This is a genomic window from Streptomyces sp. NPDC051677 (assembly GCF_044453465.1).
Lineage (GTDB): Bacteria > Actinomycetota > Actinomycetes > Streptomycetales > Streptomycetaceae > Streptomyces.
Genome location: NZ_JBITCT010000006.1, coordinates 251883 through 267928, shown reverse-complemented (window position 1 = coordinate 267928; position 16046 = coordinate 251883). Strand labels below are relative to the sequence as shown.

Below are 16046 nucleotides of genomic sequence, written 5' to 3'. Positions count from 1 at the left end.
CTCAGCAGCAGACAATTCCACCCTTTGTCGCAGGTCAGAGGCGACGGTGAGCGTGTACCACCAGCAGACGAAGAATCTGCCGGGGTAACCGATGGGCAACTCCACCGCTCCCGAGCCGTAGCCCTTGGCGCCCGGCAAAGGGAAACGCGCTGGTCACGGCAGGTATCGCGGGCGTTGTTGCCGCAGGTGGTCGCACGAGACTGGAGGCATCGGCCCTTCCTCCGCCTCCGGGAGGCATCCTCATGAGCACCACCACCGACCGCGGCCGCGTCTACCCAGGTGCAGCTGCCGCGACAGCCACCGCCGCCGGCTCGGAGCACGCTGCCCCCGCCTGTTCACCGACGGTCACCATCGGACGTGGGCGTTCGCCGTCGACGTCCCCGCCCCGCACTACCGGCGGACGACCGTCCGGCGCGGCCGCTTCCCCAGCCCCGACGCCGCCGAGGCCGCGCTGCGGACGTTTCTGGAGGGTGAGGCGGGCGGGTTCAGCGCCGACCCGAACCAGACCGTCGCCGACTACCTGCACACCTGGCTGGCGGCGAAGGCTCTGGTGCTCAAGCCGACGACCATGGTCCGCTACCGGGACTATGTGCACAACGGTCTCGTTCCCGCCTTCGGCGAGCCTCAAGTTGGATGAGCTCCGGCACCGGCACATCAGCGCCTTCGTCACCGGCCAGATCGGCGCCGGCTGCGGCCGATCACCCTCTACCGGTGCCTGGCCACCCTCTCCAGCGCGCTGGGGGACGCGGTCCGCCAGCACCGCCTCGCCCACAACCCCGCCAGCCCACCGGCCCTGCGGCGGCCGCCCGCGCCGGAGCGCCGGATCTGGACCGCCGACGAGGCGGTCCGCTTTCTCCGTCACTGCCACCGGGCCGACCCGGACCTGGCCGACCTTTTCGAGTTCCTCATCGGCGCCGGCCTGCGCAAGGGCGAGGTCCTCGGCCTGCACTGGAACGACGTCCACCTACACGAGGGCGTCCTTTACGTGCGCTGCATACTCTCCGCGGTTGAATTGCAGGGTGCACCTTGACTTACGGTCTGCACTGGAACGACGTCCACCTCGACCAAGGCGTGCTCTACGTGCGCTGCACCCTCTCCGCCATCGACAACAACCACCTTGTGATCACCACGCCAAAGACCCGGTCGAGCCGCGGCTGGGTCGCCATCTCACCCCGCGTCGCCACTGCCCTCCGTCATCGGGCACGATCAACTTCCCGGACCCGCGGAGATCCCAACAACCCGTTCGCCGGACTGGTCTTCTGCCGGCACGACGGTAGCCCGCTCAGACCGCATCTGGTGCTTGATCGGCTCCGCCGGCTGTCTGAGGAAGCCGGTGTTTCCCGGGTTACGGTCCACGACCTTAGGCACCTGGCCGCCACGATCACCGCAGGTGTCCCGCTCACCGTGGTGTCCAAGACGCTGCGGCACTCCGCCCTGTCGACCACCGCGAACCTCTACAGCCACCTCACCCAGAAAGCAGCCCGCCAAGCCGTCGACACCATCGACCGTGCCCTTACCGGCGCAGAATGCATTGACTGGCACGCGAACCAGCCAGCGTGGCTGCGACCACCACGTGACCACATCCATCGGCGCCGCGAAGCCCTACATCGGCTCCGCTCCCCTGCTCCGCCCGCCATCAGCGCCCCGGTGGACCAACCCCGGCCCGGGCGTGACATTGGACCACCACATCCCCGAACGCACGAAGGGCCGCTCTCCCATGGATGAGAGAACGGCCTCCGACCTGCATCAAAGCTGGTCGGGACGACAGGATTTGAACCTGCGACCCCTTGACCCCCAGTCAAGTGCGCTACCAAGCTGCGCCACGTCCCGGTGCGCTTCGCACGGCGGGCCGTGTGATCGCGCGAACAGCACTTTACCCCACGCCGGGCGCAGCGCCGAAGCGGGCCCGGGCGCGGGACAATCGCCGTATGGACCGTTTGGGCAGCACAGGAGGTACGCGCGGGGGTCGGTCCGCCGGCGCCCGGGACCGGGACGGCGAAGGGCGGGCGCGCAACGCCCGACCGCGGGACGGGCTCGGTCGGCCCCTGCCGTACGGCACGGCCGGGGTGGAGCGGCAGCCCGAGGGCGTCGTCCGCACGCCGCAGGAGAGCGTCGCCGAGGCGCAGGCCCTGCTGGACGCCGGGAAGCCGTTCCATGCGCACGAGGTCTTCGAGGACGCCTGGAAGTCGGGCCCCGAGTCGGAACGCGCGCTGTGGCGCGGGCTCGCCCAGCTCGCGGTGGGTCTGACGCACGCGGCCCGGGGGAACCGCACGGGCGGGGCACGGCTGCTGCGACGCGGCGCCGGGGCCGTCGGGGAATGGGCGGCGGCCGCGGGGCAGGTGCGGCCGTACGGGATGGACCTCGCCGGGCTGGTCGGCTGGGCGCGCGCACTGGCGGACACGGTGGAGCGGACGGACACGGCGGTGGACGCGCGGGCCCGGGCGCCGCGGCTGCGCTGACACCCGGCACGGTCACTGTCAGTGGCGTACGGCAGACTCGAGGCGTGCGAGAGATTCATGTGATCGGTATCGGCGCGGGCGACCCCGACCAACTGACCCTGCAGGCGGTCAGGGCGCTGCGGAGCACGGACGTGTTCTTCGTCCTGGACAAGGGCGAGGTGAAGAGCGACCTGACGCGGTTGCGCCACGACATGCTGGCCACGCACATACCGCAGGGCGGCTACCGGGTGGTCGAGGCCCGGGACCCGGAGCGGGACCGCCGGGCCCGCGGCGCGGCCTACTCCCCGGCCGTCGGCGACTGGCGCAGCGCCCGCGCCGACATCTACGAGCGGCTGATCACCGAGGAGCTCGGCGAGGACGAGCGCGGCGCGTTCCTGGTGTGGGGCGACCCGGCGCTGTACGACAGCACGCTGGGCATCCTCGAGGAGGTGCTGGCCCGGGGCGCGGTGGACTTCACGTACGACGTCGTGCCCGGGATCAGCAGTGTCTCGGCGCTCGTCGCCCGGCATCGGACCGGGCTGAACCGGGTGGGCCGGCCCGTGCAGATCACCACCGGCCGCCGGCTCGCCGAGGGCTTCCCGGAGGGGGTGGACGACGTGGTGGTGATGCTGGACGCGCATCAGACGTTCCGGCAGTACGCCGAGGACGACGTCGACATCTACTGGGGCGCCTACATAGGCACCCCGGACGAGATCCTCGTCTCCGGTCCGATCGCCGAGGCCGGCCCGCGCATCGAGCGGCTGCGCGCCGAGGCCCGCGAACGCAAGGGCTGGATCATGGACACCTACCTGCTGCGCCGCGCCCCGGACCGGAAGTAGCCCCCGAGCGGCCCGTCCCACGTGCGCGGACGGTGTGCCGGTGTGATCGTGACCTCGTGACCGTCATCGAGGAAGGCGCTCCGGCCGCCGCCCAGCCGCCCGTGCTGGACGCGCGCCGCCGGAACGTCGTCTTCGTGACGATCGTGCTGGGGATGCTGCTCGCGGCCCTGGACCAGACGATCGTGGGCACGGCGCTGCCGACGATCGTGTCGGACCTCGGCGGGGCCGCGCACATGTCGTGGGTGGTCACGTCGTACCTCCTCGCGGAGACCGTCGCGACCGTGCTGGTCGGCAAGTTCGGCGACCTGTTCGGCCGGAAGGCAGTTTTCCAGGTCTCGGCGATCGTCTTCATCACGGGGTCGTTCCTGTGCGGGCTGGCGACCGACATGTCGCTGCTGATCGCCTGGCGGGCCGTGCAGGGCATCGGCGCGGGCGGGCTGATGGTGACGGCGATGGCGCTGATCGCCGACGTCATCCCGCTGCGGGAGCGGGGCAAGTACCAGGGCGCGATCGGCGCCGTGTTCGGGGTGGCCACCGTCATCGGACCGCTGCTGGGCGGGCTGTTCACCGACCACCTGACCTGGCGGTGGGCGTTCTACGTCAACGTGCCCATCGCGATTCTCGTCGTCTTCGCGGCCGACCGCACCATCCCGGTGGTGAAGTCGGCGGTCCGCCCGGTCATCGACTACCTGGGCATCGCGCTGGTCGCGGTCGGCGCGAGCGCGCTGATCCTGGCGACGAGCTGGGGCGGCAACGAGTACGCGTGGGGCTCGGGCGTCATCATCGGGCTCTTCGTGGGCGGCGTGGTCGCCCTCGGCCTGTTCTGCTGGGCCGAGACCCGCGCCCAGCAGCCCATGCTGCCCATGCGGCTGTTCGGCAACCCGGTCTTCACCGTCTGCTCGATCCTCAGCTTCATCGTCGGCTTCGCGATGCTCGGCGCGATGACCTACCTGCCGACGTACCTCCAGTACGTCGACGGCGACTCGGCCACGGTCTCCGGCGTGCGCACCCTGCCCATGGTGGTCGGGCTGCTCATCGCGTCGATCTTCAGCGGCAACGTGGTCAGCAAGACCGGGCAGTACCGCTTCTTCCCGATCGTCGGCTCGCTGGTGATGGGCGTCGGCCTGTATCTGATGTCCCTCATGGGGCCCGGCACGGGCGCGTGGCTGGAGTCGCTGTACATGTTCGTGCTCGGCACCGGCATCGGCCTGTGCATGCAGGTGCTGACGATCGTCGTGCAGAACACCGTCGAGTACGTCGACCTGGGCACCGCCACCTCCGGCGTGACCTTCTTCCGCACCCTCGGCAGTTCCTTCGGCACGGCCGTGTTCGGCACCCTGTACACCAACTCCCTCACCCCGAACCTGAAGGACGGCATCGCGTCCGCGGTTTCGGCGGCGGGCGGCGGTGTCGACACGGCGACCATCGCGAGGGCGGCGACCAGCCCGGAGGGCCTGCACAGACTACCCGGCCCCGTCGCCGCCCCGATCGTCGAGGCGTACGCGGACACCATCCAGACGGTCTTCCTGTGGACCGTGCCCGTCGCGGCCGTGGGTTTCGTCGTCGCCCTGTTCCTCAAACAGGTCCAACTGCGCGACAGCGCACGGATGGGCTCCACCGACATGGGCGACGGGTTCGGGCAGCCGTCCGGCGCGAACTCCCAGAGGGTGCTGGAGGCGTCCGTCGCGAAGATCATCGGCACTGCGGACCCGGACACCGCGCGGCGGCTCTTCGAGGCCTCCGACACCCGTCTCGACGTCGCCGGGGCCTGGGCGGTGATGCAGGTCGAGCTGTTCACGCGGCTGGTCGGCCACGCCGGCCTCGGCCTGATCGCAGCCCGCCGCCATATGCCGCCGGAGGTGCTGCTGCCGGTGTTCGACCGCATGGTCGACGAGGGATACCTGACCCGCCACGGTTCCCTCCTCTCCCACACGGAGGCGGGCGCGCGCGAGGCCCGGACCATCGGCGAGGCCTGGGGCACGTGGTTGGAGGAGCAGGTGACTCAGGACATCGGCCGCCCGGCGGGCGGCGACCTGCGGGCAGCGGTGGACGCCATCTCCAAGCGGCTCCTGGTCGAGGACCTGGGCGACGGCCTCTCCCCGCGCCGCCCGCAGCCGGAACAGGCGGTCCTCGCGCCCTGAGAGTCGCGCCCCCGGACCGCCGGCCGGCCGCGTCACCGCAGGATGAGGCCCAGCTCGTCCAGGACGGCTCCCACGTCCGGGACGGCCGTCACGCCCGCCGGCAGCGGCGGGCGTCGTACGACCACGACCGGGAGTCCCAGTTCCCGCGCGGCCGTGAGTTTCGCGGCTGTCGCCGTTCCGCCGCTGTCCTTCGTCACCAGCACGTCGATGCGGTGGCCCCGCAGCAGCGCCAGCTCGTCGGCGACGGTGAACGGGCCGCGTGCCAGGACCAGTTCGACGTCGGGCGGCATCGGCGGCGCGGGCGGTTCCACGGACCGTACGACGAAGTGCGGGCCGTCGAGGTGGGCGAAGGCCGCGAGGCCGAGCCGGCCCGTCGTCAGCAGGACCCGTCGGCCCACGCTCGGCAGCAGCTCGGCCGCCGCCGCCAGCGACGCCACCTCGTGCCAGCGGTCGCCGGCCCCCGGCCGCCAGCCCGGGCGGCGCAGTACCACCAGCGGCAGGCCGGTCGCCGCCGCGGCGCTCGCCGCGTTCGCGGTGATGCCGGTGGCGAAGGGATGCGTGGCGTCGACGACGGCGTCCGTCCGCTGCTCGCGCAGCCAGTCGGCGAGCCCCTCCGCCCCGCCGAACCCGCCGATCCGTACGTCCCCGTCGAGCGCCCCCGGCCGGGACACCCGGCCCGCCAGCGACGAGGTCACCCGGACTCCGCGGCGGGCCGCCAGAGCGCCGGCGAGCTCACGTGCCTCGGCGGTGCCGCCCAGCACCAGAACGTGTCTGCTCATGCCGACCCCCGCACGACGGCGGCACGGGGGACGCAGGGCTCGGCGTCGATGCGGACGGTGGTGAGCGTGGGGGTGACGAGTGCGCCGTACCCGGTGTCGTCGTAGGCGGCGACCGCCGTCGCCTCTGGGTGCTCGGCATGCAAGGCGCGGACCGCGTCCATGCCCGCTTCCCTCGGCCGGGACGCCTCGAAGGACGCCGACGACGCCAGGCCCGGCCGGTGGGCGGTCTCGCGGGCGGACCGCGGACGCCCCCCGGCGGAACGGACCCCGGTGGATCGGACCCCGGTGGACGGGAGGTCGTGGTCGGGCAGCGCCGGGGCGCGGTCGCGGGTGGTCTCGGAGATCGTCTGTCGCGGGCCGTCGTCGAGCACGAAGCTCACCGTGGCGCGGCAGACCCCGCTCTCCGCGGCGACGTCGTTCAACGGCGCCCGCCGTGCAGCAGCCATCTCTCCCTGCCCCGATCGATGCGTCACCCGCGGCTCCGCCGCCGTCCGCCGGTCAGTCTAGGCAGCCGCCGCGAGGCCTCCGCCCCTGCTCGGGCCGCTTCGGGCCGCTGTCGCCCTGCCCACCGATCCCCGTCGAGATCGGCTCTTGCATGTTCTATGTCATAGAGCATAATCAGAGTCATGAGCCCACGCAGGAGTGACAGTCGTGAGCGGATGGTCACGAGTGCCGTCGCTCTGCTCGGGGAGCACGGGGCCAACGGCGTGAGCATCGATCGGGTGCTCGCCCACAGCGGCGCCCCCCGCGGCTCGGTGTACCACCACTTCCCCGGCGGCCGGACCCAGCTGATCGACGAGGCCGTGGTCTTCGCCGGGGACGTCATCGCCGGCCTGATCGACGCCGCCATGGACGACCCCGATCCGCTGCGGGCCGTCGACGGGTTCTTCGCGCTGTGGCGGGACCGCCTCCTGCGCAGCGACTTCCGCCTCGGCTGCCCGGTCGTGGCGGTCGCGGTGGAGAGCGACGACAGCGCGCCGGAGCGCGCCCGCTCGGCAGCGGCGGCCTTCGCTCGCTGGCAGGCGGCCCTGGCCGCCCTGCTGCTGCGCCACGGCCTGCCCGAGGAGCGCGCGGCACGGCTTGCCGCGTTCGTCGTGGCCGCCGCCGAAGGCGCCGTGATCATGTGCCGGGCCGAGCGGAGCCCCGCCCCGCTCGACGCGACTGCGGCGGAGATCCGCGCCCTGCTGGAGCACGCTCTTCGGCCCGCCGCCCCGGAGTCCTGACCTGCGCCCCACGCCGCACGCCTTGTACGCATGCCCCGTGTCCTCCCGTGTGCCCCTCTGTGAAGGAGTCATCATGCCCACGCTCACCCGCCAGGACGCCGTCTTCGTCCTCGATCTCGGCGACGGCGAGAACCGGTTCCACCCCGACTGGATCGCGGCCGTGGGCAGCGCGTTGGACGAGGTGGAGAAGGCGGACGGGCCACGCGCCCTGGTGACCGCCGCCACGGGGAAGTTCTACTCCAACGGCCTCGATCTGGACTGGGTGTTCGCCCACCCCGACCGGCATGTGGACTACGTCGTCTCGGTGCACGAGCTCTTCGCCCGGCTGCTGACCCTGCCCGTGGTGACCGTGGCCGCGCTGCAGGGGCACACCTTCGCGGCGGGCGCGATGTTCTCGCTGGCCCACGACTTTCGTGTGATGCGCGCCGACCGCGGCTTCTGGTGCCTGCCCGAGGCCGACCTCAGCATCCCCTTCTCCCCCGGCATGTCCGCCCTCATCCAGGCCAGGCTCGCCCCGCAGTCCGCGCACGAGGTCATGGTCACGGCCCGGCGCTACGGCGGCAGCGACGCGCTGGCCGCCGGTATCGTCGACCACGCGGTCGACGAGGACGCCGTACTCGCCACCGCCGTCGACATCGCCGCGGCGCAGGCCGGCAAGGCGGGCGACACACTGGGCACCATCAAGTCCCGCCTGTACACGCCCGCCCTGGCCGCCCTGCGGGACACGGAGAACCCCCTGGGCGGCTGAACTCCCGTACCGATCACGCCCCTTCTGCAACCCAAGGAACCGTCTTGACCACCACCGAGCGCACCGCGCCCACCGACCGCACCGAACACACGCCGCGTGCCGACCTCGCCGCCCTCTCCGGTCTCGACCTCATGCGTCTCGTACAGGCCGGGAACCTGAGCGACGTGCCGTCCATCGGGCGGCTGCTCGGCATGCGATTCGACGACGTGGAGCACGGGCGGGTCGTGGTCTCGCTCGACACCCGGCCGGACTTCGCCAACCCCCTCGGCACCGTGCACGGCGGCATCTCGGCGACCCTGCTCGACTCGGCGCTGGCCTGCGCGATCCACACCACCCTCCCGCCGGGCACGGGCTACACCACCCTGGAACTGAAGGTGAACTACATCCGGGCCGCCCGCACCGACGGGCAGACCCTCACCGCCGAGGGCAACGTGATCCACGTCGGCCGCCGCACCGCCACCGCCGACGGCAGGGTGCTCGACGAGCAGGGCCGGCTGATCGCCCACGCGACGACCACCTGCATGATCCTTCCGGCGGACGACTGACCCCGGCGTCGTCGTAGGAATGCGGTGCGCGCCGTACTCCTAGCGAAGAAGCAGTTGGAGGCCGCCCACCACCGTCGCCGCGATGACCAGTTGCTCGAACAGCCGCTGGTTGATGCGGTGCACCGCCCACTTGCCGAGCAGTGCGCCGGGGACGACGAACGCGACGAGGGCGGCGTCCAGGAGCAGCGAGTGGCCGTCGATGAGGCCGAGGCCCGCGCTGAAGGGCACCTTCGAGACGTTGACGATCAGGAAGAAGAACGCCGAGGTGCCGAGGAAGCCGAGCTTGCGGAAGCCGGCCGAGAGCAGGTACATCGACATCACCGGGCCGCCCGCGTTGGCGACCATCGTGGTGAAGCCGCCGAGGACGCCGTAGGAGCGGGCCTTGATCCGGCCGGCCCGGGTGACCACCGCGTCGGGTTGGTCCGTGGCGTCGGCCGTGCGGTGCCGCCACAGGGTGACGCCCGCCATCAGCAGCAGGATCGCGCCGATCGACGTCCGGACGATCCCGTCGTCGGCCCACACCAGGAAGAGCGTGCCGAACACCACGCCGGCCGCGACGGCCGGGAACAGCCGCCACAGCGTGGGCCAGTGGGCGTGCCGCCGGTAGGTGAGGACGGCCAGTACGTCGCCGGCGATCAGGATCGGCAGCAGGACGCCCGTGGAGGCCTTGGCGGGCAGGATCGCCGCGAAGATCGCGAGGCTGACCGTGTTGGCCCCGCTGACGGCCGTCTTGGAGAAGCCGACCAGCAGGGCCGCGGCGGCGAGCGCGACGAATTCCCAGCCGGTGATGTGCCACAACGTCATCGTGTTCATGCGGGGACCGATGCTACGCACATCTAACGGATGGCCGCAGGGCTGTCTCGTCAGGTGGCCGGAGCCCTGGAAGGATCGGCGGATCCTGTCCTCGAAGACCTTCGCCGACGCAGTTGGAGGAGCGATGACCGAACACGTCCTCACCGGGACCCGCGGCGCGGTCGCCGTGCGCGAGTGGCCGCATCCGCGCCCCCGCTGGCTCGCCCTGGTGGTGCACGGCTACGGCGAGCACGCCGGCCGTTACGCGGAACTCGCCGAGGTCCTGAGGGGGCACGGCGCCGCCGTGTTCGCCCCCGACCACATGGGGCACGGCAGGTCGGCGGGCGAGCGGGTGGTGATCGAGGACTTCGAGGACGTGGTCACCGATGTGCACGCGGTCGCGGAACTCGCCCGGGCCGCGCACCCGGACGTCCCGCTGGTCGTGATCGGCCACTCCATGGGCGGACTGATCGCGGCCAGATACGCCCAGCGCCACGGCGACACCCTCGCCGCCCTGGTGCTGTCCGGCCCGGTGATCGGCGCCTGGGAGCTGCCGGGCCGGCTGCTGGCGCAGGAGAAGATCCCGGACGTCCCCGTCAACCCCGCCGCGCTCTCCCGCGACCCGGCGGTCGGCGCGGCGTACGCGGCGGATCCGCTGGTCTGGCACGGCCCGATGAAACGGCCGACGCTGGAGGCCTTCGTGCGGACCCTGGAGACCGTCGCCAAGGACGGCGACGTCGGCCCGCTGCCCCTGCTGTGGCTGCACGGCGACGACGACCGGCTCGTTCCGCTGCCCGGCAGCCGGGTCGGCGTGGAGCGGCTGAGCGGCGCCCCGGTCGAGCGGATCTACCCCGGTGCCCGGCACGAGGTCTTCAACGAGACGAACCGGGCGGAGGCCTTCGCGGACGTCACAAGCTTCCTGGACGGCGTTCTCGCTCCCTGAGACGGCCGACGGAAACGCCCGTTTGCGCCGGTTCGCCCTGGGCACCCGCGCCCCCATGGAGTGGTTGCGCGCTGCCGCCTGCGTGGGCGAGGACCCCGAACTGTTCTTCCCCGTGGGCACGAGAGGACCGGCCCTGCGGGACACCGCGGCGGCCAAACGAGTCTGCGTGCGCTGCCCGGTGAGCACCGAGTGCCTGTCCTACGCGCTCGTCAGCGGACAGACGTCGGGCGTGTGGGGCGGCACCGGGGAGGAGGAACGCGCGGAACTGCTCCGGACCGCCCGACAGAACGCGACGAGGAGGAGCACCGTATGACTGTCGTGAAGAGCCCGCTGCCCGAACCGGCCCGCCAGATCACCTTCGACGCGCTGCAGGGCACCCTCGTGGATCTGCTCGGCCTCTCCCTGGTGGGGAAGCAGGCCCACTGGAACATCGTGGGTCCCCGGTTCCGTTCGATCCACCTCCAGCTCGACGAGGTGGTCGCGACAGCCCGTTCGTACGCCGACACGGTCGCGGAGCGCGCGGCGGCGCTGGGCCTGCCGCCCGACGGCCGCCCGGAGACCATCGCCTCGGCGTTCACACTGCCCTCACCGAAGGACGGCTGGCTGCGCGACGAGGACGTCGTCCAGGTGATCGCGGAGGCCCTGGGGGCCGCCATCGTCCGGCTGCGCGAGCGGATCGCGGCGACCGACAAGCCGGATCCCGTCACCCAGGACCTGCTGATCGGCATCACCGCCGAGCTGGAGAAGCAGCGGTGGATGTTCGAGGCGGAGAACTGGCCGCGCGAGAAGTGACCCGTCTGGAGAGGGACCTGCTATGACCGACGCCCTCGAACTCGACGCGCTGTGGGAGGACTTCCACCGCGCCGTGAACATGACCTCGCAGGAGCTGGCCGCCTGGCTGCGGGTGCGCGACGCCGACGAGAACGCGGAGCCGCTGCCCGAGGAGGCGGGCAGTCCGACCGGACAGCACGTGCTGGCGATCCTGCAGAAGCGGCGCACCGACCTGACCGACGACGACATCCGGGTGATGTACCGGGTGGTCGACACGGTCGCCGCGCAGACGGACGCGGAGAACGAGCCCGAGGCCGAGGAGACGCGCCGCCGCCACCGTCTGATGACGATCGGCCACGACCCGCTCCGGCCGTAGCTCCCCCCGCGTGGCCTGGGCGCGTCTCAGCCGGTGAGCCGGGACAGCGCCGCCGACACCAGGGTCCGCACGCCCGGCGCCAGCACCGACAGGTCCGGCGCGAACAGCGGGCTGTGGTTTCCCGGCACGCCCTCGAACTTCTCCCGCAGCTCCTGCCCCGGGGCCGCCTCCCAGACGGCGGCCGGGGTCGAGGTCACGTACCAGTAGTCGTACGGCACGCCCGGCGGGGCGAGGAGGGAGAAGTCCTCGCTGCCCATCGCCTGGCCGAAGTCGAACACCGTGTGATCGCCGAAGAGTTCGCGGTGCACGGCGGCGATCTCCCCGTCCAGGGCAGGGTCGTTGACGGTGTTCGGGTAGCCGGGGTGGACGATGACCTCGGGCGGAACCGGGCATCCTGCGGCGGCGCACTCGCCTTCGACGACCCGCCGGATCGCGGTGAGGACGCGCTCGCGCACCCGGGTTTCCTGGGTGCGCACGTTCAGCGCGAGCCGGGCCTCGGCGGGGATGATGTTGGGCTTCGTACCGGCATGGAAGCGACCCACCGTCAGCACCGCCGACTCGCTCGCCGCGACCTCGCGCGCGACGACGGTCTGCAGCCTGGTCACGATGTACGCGGCCGTCACCACCGGGTCGACGGTCGACTCGGGCCGTGAGCCGTGGCCGCCCACGCCGTGCACGACGACGTCGACGTCGTCCGAGGCCGACAGGGTCAGGCCGGGGGTGTGCGGGTAGAACCCGGCGAGCCCGGGCGCGGCATGCTGGCCGAACAGAGCGTCGGGGCGCGGGAAGCGGACGTGGACGCCGTCCGCGACCATCGCCGCCGCACCGCCCTCGGCCTCCTCGGCGGGCTGCCCCACCACGACGAGCGTCCCGGACCACGTCTCGCGGGCAGCGGCGAGCACCTCGGCGGCGGCCGCCAGCCAGGTGACGTGCAGGTCGTGGCCGCAGGCGTGCATCAGGCCGTCGACGGTGGAGGCGTACGCCAGCCCGGTCGCCTCCCGCACGGGCAGCGCGTCCATGTCCCCGCGCAGCCACACCACCGGCCCAGCGCCGTTGACGAGCACGCCCACCACGCCGGTACGGGCCACCCCTTCCGTCACCTTGTACCCGGCCGTGCGCAGCCGCTGCGCGAGCTTCGCGGCGGTGCGGTGTTCCGCGAAGGACAGCTCGGGGTGGCGGTGCAGGTCGGTGTAGAAGTCCTCCAGGTCCCCGGTTTTCAGCCCCGAGGTGATCTCCCGGGTCAGGCGGGCGACATCGGCCGGTGCGCTCATTACGCTTCCCTCTCCTCTGCTCCCCGCAGCCTAGGCCGAACAGTTGAGGAGCGGGGGCGGGAAGGCCGGGGCGTTCTGGCCGTTCGGCCGAGGCGGGGGCGGCCTCGTCATGAAGTACGGCTCCACTGCCGCGCTGGCCGTCGGGCGCGCCCGCGGCTGGTTCGCGCCGCTGGGTCTGGACGGGCTGGAGAAGCGCCGGCCGGGGCAGTTGTCGGGCGGTCAGGCCCAGTGCGTCAGCTCGTGATCGTCGCCGAGTGCTCGGCTCCGGAACCCGCGCCGACCGCACCGCGCGGCGCAGCCCCGAGCCCGACCGGCACGGCGCCGGGCTGCCGTACCGTCAGGACTGCGTATACGCGGGCGACCGTGTGCTCCCCTCCCGTCCCGCCGACGTCAGCACCGCCACCCCCCCCTGGGCTTCCTCGTCGCGACCGCGACGCCACCGCCAGTGGGCGCTGTACGGCTCCTGCCGGCTCGACGAGGCGGCCGGGGCCGCGATCAGCGCCTCCGGCGCGCTGGAGTTGGTCGCCCGGGTCGGGCTCTGCGCGCTCGCCGTGTTCGCGGCGATCGCCGGAAGCCGCCCGCTGCTGCGCCGGGTGACGGCCGATCCCGCGCGGTCCGTCGGCTGAGGCATGATCGAGCCATGACCGACCCCGCCACGAACCCGTCGGGCCCCGCCGCCCCCATCCGGGTCCTGCTCGCCGACGACCAGGAGATGGTCCGCACCGGCTTCCGCTTCTTCCTGGACGCACAGCCGGACATCACGGTCGTCGCCGAGGCCGCCGACGGCGAGGAGGCGGTGGCGCTGGCCCGCCGGGTGCGGCCCGACGTGTGCCTGCTGGACATCCGGATGCCGAAGCTGGACGGGCTGGAGGCCACCCGGCTGCTGGCCGGGCGGGACGTCCCGGACCCGCTGCGGGTGGTCGTCGTCACCACCTTCGACCTGGACGAGTACGTGTACGGGGCGCTGCGCGGCGGCGCCTGCGGCTTCCTGCTGAAGGACTCCGGGCCGACCCTCCTCGCGGAGGCGGTCCGGGCGGCCGCGGCGGGCGACTCCCTGGTCTCCCCGTCGGTCACCGTCCGTCTGCTCCAGCATCTGACCGCCCCGCAGACCCCCGCCGCCCCGCCTCCGGCCGCGCTCCCGGCGACCCTGGCCGAGCCGCTCACCGACCGCGAGCTGGACGTCGTACGCCTCGTCGCCCTGGGGCGGACGAACGCGGAGATCGCCGCCGAGCTGTACGTCTCCCTGTCGACGGTGAAGACGCATCTGTCGAGCGTCCAGCTCAAGCTGGGCGCCCGCAACCGGGTCGAGATCGCGGCCTGGGCCTGGCAGCACGGGTACGGACAGCCTCGCGCGTGAGCACGACCGTCGTCGGGTTCAGAGGTCCAGGACGCGGGCGATGGTGCGCAGCACCCCGTTGTCGTTGTTGGAGGGCGCGAGGTGACGGGCCCGGCGGACGACCTCCGGGTGGGCGCCCGCCATGGCGAACGACCAGTGGGCGGCGTCCAGCATCTCCAGGTCGTTGAGGTAGTCGCCGAACACCATGGTCTGCGCGGGGGTGATGCCCAGCTCGCGCTGGAGCCGGCGCAGCGCGGCGCCCTTGTTGGCGGTGCGGTTCATGACGTCGACCCAGTGTGCGCCGGAGACGACGACCTGGTGGGTGTCCGCGAAGGGCGCAAGCGCCGGGGCGGTGCTCTCCTCGACGGACCCGAAGTCGAACAGGGCGACCTTGAGGATGTCGTCGTCGACGGCGGTGACGTCCTCGACGACCCGGTGGCGGACGTAGTACCGGGCGACCTCGGCCAGGAAGGGCTCGTCGGCCCGCTCGACGTACGCGGACCGCTTGCCGCAGACCACGGCGCCCATGTCGACGCCGCCGGACGCGAGCCCGCGCACGACCTCGATCACCCGCGCGACCGCGCCGGGGTCCAGCGGATCCGAGCTCAGCTCCGCGCCGTCACGCACCACGTAGGTGCCGTTCTCGGCGATGAACACCATCCCGTCGGCGACCTCCGCGAACTCGGCGGCCAGCGTGGCGTACTGGCGTCCGCTCGCCGGGCTGAACAGCACCCCGCGTTCCCGCAGCCGCGCCAGCGTGTCCCACAGGCCGTCGGGCACCTTCTTGTCGTCGTCGAGCAGGGTGCCGTCCATGTCGGTGACGACGAGTCGTATGTCGGCGGGGCCGGCCGACGGCTCGGAGGCGGGCGGGCGGGGGGCGGGCGAGTAGGGCATGTCCTGCTTCCTGTACGGGATCACCGGATTTTCACCCTACCGGGGACAACGGTGATCATCCGGCGGCACAATGGCGGGCACAGGCCCGGGACACGGGCGGGACGCGGGAAGGGGCGGTCAGGTGAGCGGGCCGACACGACTGGACACGAGCGTGGCGCACAACGCGCGGGTGTGGAACTACTGGATCGGCGGCAAGGACAACTACCAGATCGACCAGCGGGTCGGCGAGCACGTCGCCGGGATGTTCCCGCTGATCCGGGACATCGCCCGCGCGGACCGCTGGTTCCTGGGGCAGGCGGTGCGGTTCCTGGCCGAGGAGCGCGGGATCCGGCAGTTCCTCGACATCGGCACCGGGCTGCCGACGGCCGACAACACCCACGAGATCGCGCAGCGCATCGCGCCCGAGTCGCGGATCGTGTACGTCGACAACGACCCCATCGTGCTGGCACACGCCCGCACGCTGCTGACCGGCACCGCCGACGGCGTCACCGACTACATCGACGCCGATGTGCACGACCCGGCCGCGATCCTTCAACGGGCGGCGGGCACCCTGGACTTCACGCGTCCGGTCGCGGTGATGATGCTGGGCATCCTGAACTTCGTCCTCGACGTGGAGGCGGCCCGGGAGATCGTGCGGAGGGTCATGGCCGACATGCCCTCCGGCAGTTTCCTGGTCCTGACGCACCCCACGCACGACAGCGCGGTGGGCGGCGAGGGTCAGATCCCGGCGATGAAGTTCTGGAACGAGAACGCCAAGCCGCCGATCACCGCCCGCAGCGGCGAGGAGATCGCCGCGTTCTTCGACGGCCTGGAGCTGCTGGAGCCGGGCCTGGTGTCGTGCTCGCGCTGGCGCGGCGAGGCCGGCTCCCTCGCCGTGGTGCCGCAGTACGGAGCGGTGGCCGTGAAACCCTGACGGCCGCACGGCACGCGGCGGACGTGCCGGACATGCC

At 72.3% G+C, this 16046-nt stretch carries 20 protein-coding genes, 1 tRNA gene and 1 pseudogene; 16 read left to right on the top strand and 6 right to left on the bottom strand.

Going from position 1 to position 16046, the window contains the following annotated elements; all coding sequences use genetic code 11:
• Positions 1 to 124 precede the first annotated feature (124 nt).
• Complete coding sequence (locus ACIBAF_RS09810; RefSeq protein ID WP_399462623.1) at positions 125 to 637, top strand: hypothetical protein; 513 nt, start codon at positions 125 to 127, stop codon at positions 635 to 637.
• 434 nt (positions 638 to 1071) lie between these two features.
• Positions 1072 to 1725: a tyrosine-type recombinase/integrase gene (locus tag ACIBAF_RS09805; RefSeq protein WP_399462661.1), complete on the top strand. Its 654-nt coding sequence runs from the start codon at positions 1072 to 1074 to the stop codon at positions 1723 to 1725.
• Between the two features lie 28 nt (positions 1726 to 1753).
• Here the strand turns inward: ACIBAF_RS09805 and ACIBAF_RS09800 are convergent.
• Positions 1754 to 1830 (bottom strand) — tRNA-Pro (locus ACIBAF_RS09800).
• A gap of 98 nt (positions 1831 to 1928) precedes the next feature.
• On the opposite strand from ACIBAF_RS09800, the gene ACIBAF_RS09795 reads away from it, so the two are divergent.
• From ACIBAF_RS09795 to ACIBAF_RS09785, 3 genes are read left to right on the top strand one after another with little or no spacing between them, the layout of a single operon-like run.
• Entirely contained in the window at positions 1929 to 2459 is a 531-nt protein-coding gene (locus tag ACIBAF_RS09795) for a DUF309 domain-containing protein (RefSeq protein WP_399462622.1), read from the top strand.
• 44 nt (positions 2460 to 2503) lie between these two features.
• Positions 2504 to 3277 carry a precorrin-6A synthase (deacetylating) gene (gene cobF, locus ACIBAF_RS09790; RefSeq protein WP_399462621.1) on the top strand — a complete coding sequence of 258 codons (774 nt, stop codon included), beginning with the start codon at positions 2504 to 2506 and terminating at the stop codon, positions 3275 to 3277.
• Positions 3278 to 3333: 56 nt separating this feature from the next.
• Positions 3334 to 5418 (top strand): MDR family MFS transporter, encoded by a 2085-nt coding sequence (locus tag ACIBAF_RS09785; protein WP_399462620.1) that lies wholly within the window; start codon positions 3334 to 3336, stop codon positions 5416 to 5418.
• A gap of 32 nt (positions 5419 to 5450) precedes the next feature.
• Here the strand turns inward: ACIBAF_RS09785 and ACIBAF_RS09780 are convergent, their stop codons facing one another.
• Both ACIBAF_RS09780 and ACIBAF_RS09775 read right to left on the bottom strand, forming a co-directional pair.
• The gene (locus ACIBAF_RS09780) at positions 5451 to 6197 is read right to left on the bottom strand and encodes a cobalt-precorrin-6A reductase (protein WP_399462619.1); all 747 of its coding nucleotides are present in this window, start codon (positions 6195 to 6197) and stop codon (positions 5451 to 5453) included.
• Positions 6194 to 6643: a hypothetical protein gene (locus ACIBAF_RS09775; RefSeq protein ID WP_399462618.1), complete on the bottom strand. Its 450-nt coding sequence runs from the start codon at positions 6641 to 6643 to the stop codon at positions 6194 to 6196. Before ACIBAF_RS09775 ends, ACIBAF_RS09780 begins: the two co-directional genes overlap by 4 nt.
• A 180-nt stretch (positions 6644 to 6823) precedes the next feature.
• On the opposite strand from ACIBAF_RS09775, the gene ACIBAF_RS09770 reads away from it, so the two are divergent.
• From ACIBAF_RS09770 to ACIBAF_RS09760, 3 genes are all read left to right on the top strand, one after another.
• On the top strand, positions 6824 to 7420 hold the full coding sequence (locus tag ACIBAF_RS09770) for a TetR/AcrR family transcriptional regulator (protein WP_399462617.1): 597 nt from the start codon (positions 6824 to 6826) through the stop codon (positions 7418 to 7420).
• Positions 7421 to 7493: 73 nt separating this feature from the next.
• Positions 7494 to 8168 (top strand): enoyl-CoA hydratase-related protein, encoded by a 675-nt coding sequence (locus ACIBAF_RS09765; protein WP_399462616.1) that lies wholly within the window; start codon positions 7494 to 7496, stop codon positions 8166 to 8168.
• A 131-nt stretch (positions 8169 to 8299) separates the two neighbouring features.
• Positions 8300 to 8713, top strand: a complete 414-nt coding sequence (locus ACIBAF_RS09760; protein ID WP_399462660.1) for a PaaI family thioesterase — start codon at positions 8300 to 8302, stop codon at positions 8711 to 8713.
• Positions 8714 to 8752: 39 nt separating this feature from the next.
• Here the strand turns inward: ACIBAF_RS09760 and ACIBAF_RS09755 are convergent, their stop codons facing one another.
• Positions 8753 to 9526 carry a sulfite exporter TauE/SafE family protein gene (locus ACIBAF_RS09755; protein ID WP_399462615.1) on the bottom strand — a complete coding sequence of 258 codons (774 nt, stop codon included), beginning with the start codon at positions 9524 to 9526 and terminating at the stop codon, positions 8753 to 8755.
• A 124-nt stretch (positions 9527 to 9650) separates the two neighbouring features.
• On the opposite strand from ACIBAF_RS09755, the gene ACIBAF_RS09750 reads away from it, so the two are divergent.
• Genes ACIBAF_RS09750 through ACIBAF_RS09735 form a run of 4 tightly spaced genes read left to right on the top strand, consistent with a single transcriptional unit; the run spans position 9651 to position 11595 of the window.
• Positions 9651 to 10448 (top strand): lysophospholipase, encoded by a 798-nt coding sequence (locus ACIBAF_RS09750; protein ID WP_399462614.1) that lies wholly within the window; start codon positions 9651 to 9653, stop codon positions 10446 to 10448.
• A gap of 22 nt (positions 10449 to 10470) precedes the next feature.
• The gene (locus tag ACIBAF_RS09745; RefSeq protein WP_399462613.1) at positions 10471 to 10761 is read left to right on the top strand and encodes a WhiB family transcriptional regulator; all 291 of its coding nucleotides are present in this window, start codon (positions 10471 to 10473) and stop codon (positions 10759 to 10761) included.
• Positions 10758 to 11240, top strand: a complete 483-nt coding sequence (locus ACIBAF_RS09740) for a Dps family protein (protein WP_399462612.1) — start codon at positions 10758 to 10760, stop codon at positions 11238 to 11240. The genes ACIBAF_RS09745 and ACIBAF_RS09740 overlap by 4 nt, the downstream gene beginning before the upstream one ends.
• A 22-nt stretch (positions 11241 to 11262) precedes the next feature.
• Positions 11263 to 11595, top strand: a complete 333-nt coding sequence (locus ACIBAF_RS09735) for a DUF3140 domain-containing protein (RefSeq protein WP_399462611.1) — start codon at positions 11263 to 11265, stop codon at positions 11593 to 11595.
• Positions 11596 to 11621: 26 nt separating this feature from the next.
• On the opposite strand, the gene ACIBAF_RS09730 is transcribed toward ACIBAF_RS09735, so the two are convergent.
• Positions 11622 to 12866 (bottom strand): amidohydrolase, encoded by a 1245-nt coding sequence (locus tag ACIBAF_RS09730; RefSeq protein WP_399462610.1) that lies wholly within the window; start codon positions 12864 to 12866, stop codon positions 11622 to 11624.
• 136 nt (positions 12867 to 13002) lie between these two features.
• Here ACIBAF_RS09730 and ACIBAF_RS09725 point away from each other — a divergent pair.
• The 3 genes and pseudogenes from ACIBAF_RS09725 to ACIBAF_RS09715 all read left to right on the top strand — a co-directional run.
• Positions 13003 to 13104: pseudogene (locus ACIBAF_RS09725) on the top strand (ABC transporter ATP-binding protein); the annotation flags it as partial.
• Positions 13105 to 13120: 16 nt separating this feature from the next.
• Positions 13121 to 13492 (top strand): hypothetical protein, encoded by a 372-nt coding sequence (locus tag ACIBAF_RS09720; protein WP_399462609.1) that lies wholly within the window; start codon positions 13121 to 13123, stop codon positions 13490 to 13492.
• A gap of 14 nt (positions 13493 to 13506) precedes the next feature.
• Positions 13507 to 14223 (top strand): response regulator, encoded by a 717-nt coding sequence (locus ACIBAF_RS09715; RefSeq protein WP_399462608.1) that lies wholly within the window; start codon positions 13507 to 13509, stop codon positions 14221 to 14223.
• Positions 14224 to 14241: 18 nt separating this feature from the next.
• On the opposite strand, the gene ACIBAF_RS09710 is transcribed toward ACIBAF_RS09715, so the two are convergent.
• On the bottom strand, positions 14242 to 15096 hold the full coding sequence (locus tag ACIBAF_RS09710; protein ID WP_399462607.1) for a Cof-type HAD-IIB family hydrolase: 855 nt from the start codon (positions 15094 to 15096) through the stop codon (positions 14242 to 14244).
• 70 nt (positions 15097 to 15166) lie between these two features.
• Between ACIBAF_RS09710 and ACIBAF_RS09705 the strand changes: the two genes are divergently transcribed.
• Positions 15167 to 16009, top strand: a complete 843-nt coding sequence (locus ACIBAF_RS09705; protein ID WP_399462606.1) for an SAM-dependent methyltransferase — start codon at positions 15167 to 15169, stop codon at positions 16007 to 16009.
• Positions 16010 to 16046: the final 37 nt, after the last annotated feature.

What these genes read in the sequence shown, in the direction of transcription:
- ACIBAF_RS09795 (WP_399462622.1), top strand. Translation starts at nt 1,929, where the DNA reads ATGGACCGTTTGGGCAGCACAGGAGGTACGCGCGGGGGTCGGTCCGCC.
- ACIBAF_RS09780 (WP_399462619.1), bottom strand. Translation starts at nt 6,197, where the DNA reads ATGAGCAGACACGTTCTGGTGCTGGGCGGCACCGCCGAGGCACGTGAG.
- ACIBAF_RS09775 (WP_399462618.1), bottom strand. Translation starts at nt 6,643, where the DNA reads ATGGCTGCTGCACGGCGGGCGCCGTTGAACGACGTCGCCGCGGAGAGC.
- ACIBAF_RS09770 (WP_399462617.1), top strand. Translation starts at nt 6,824, where the DNA reads ATGAGCCCACGCAGGAGTGACAGTCGTGAGCGGATGGTCACGAGTGCC.
- ACIBAF_RS09765 (WP_399462616.1), top strand. Translation starts at nt 7,494, where the DNA reads ATGCCCACGCTCACCCGCCAGGACGCCGTCTTCGTCCTCGATCTCGGC.
- ACIBAF_RS09760 (WP_399462660.1), top strand. Translation starts at nt 8,300, where the DNA reads ATGCGTCTCGTACAGGCCGGGAACCTGAGCGACGTGCCGTCCATCGGG.
- ACIBAF_RS09755 (WP_399462615.1), bottom strand. Translation starts at nt 9,526, where the DNA reads ATGAACACGATGACGTTGTGGCACATCACCGGCTGGGAATTCGTCGCG.
- ACIBAF_RS09750 (WP_399462614.1), top strand. Translation starts at nt 9,651, where the DNA reads ATGACCGAACACGTCCTCACCGGGACCCGCGGCGCGGTCGCCGTGCGC.
- ACIBAF_RS09740 (WP_399462612.1), top strand. Translation starts at nt 10,758, where the DNA reads ATGACTGTCGTGAAGAGCCCGCTGCCCGAACCGGCCCGCCAGATCACC.
- ACIBAF_RS09735 (WP_399462611.1), top strand. Translation starts at nt 11,263, where the DNA reads ATGACCGACGCCCTCGAACTCGACGCGCTGTGGGAGGACTTCCACCGC.
- ACIBAF_RS09730 (WP_399462610.1), bottom strand. Translation starts at nt 12,866, where the DNA reads ATGAGCGCACCGGCCGATGTCGCCCGCCTGACCCGGGAGATCACCTCG.
- ACIBAF_RS09715 (WP_399462608.1), top strand. Translation starts at nt 13,507, where the DNA reads ATGACCGACCCCGCCACGAACCCGTCGGGCCCCGCCGCCCCCATCCGG.
- ACIBAF_RS09710 (WP_399462607.1), bottom strand. Translation starts at nt 15,096, where the DNA reads ATGCCCTACTCGCCCGCCCCCCGCCCGCCCGCCTCCGAGCCGTCGGCC.
- ACIBAF_RS09705 (WP_399462606.1), top strand. Translation starts at nt 15,167, where the DNA reads ATGGCGGGCACAGGCCCGGGACACGGGCGGGACGCGGGAAGGGGCGGT.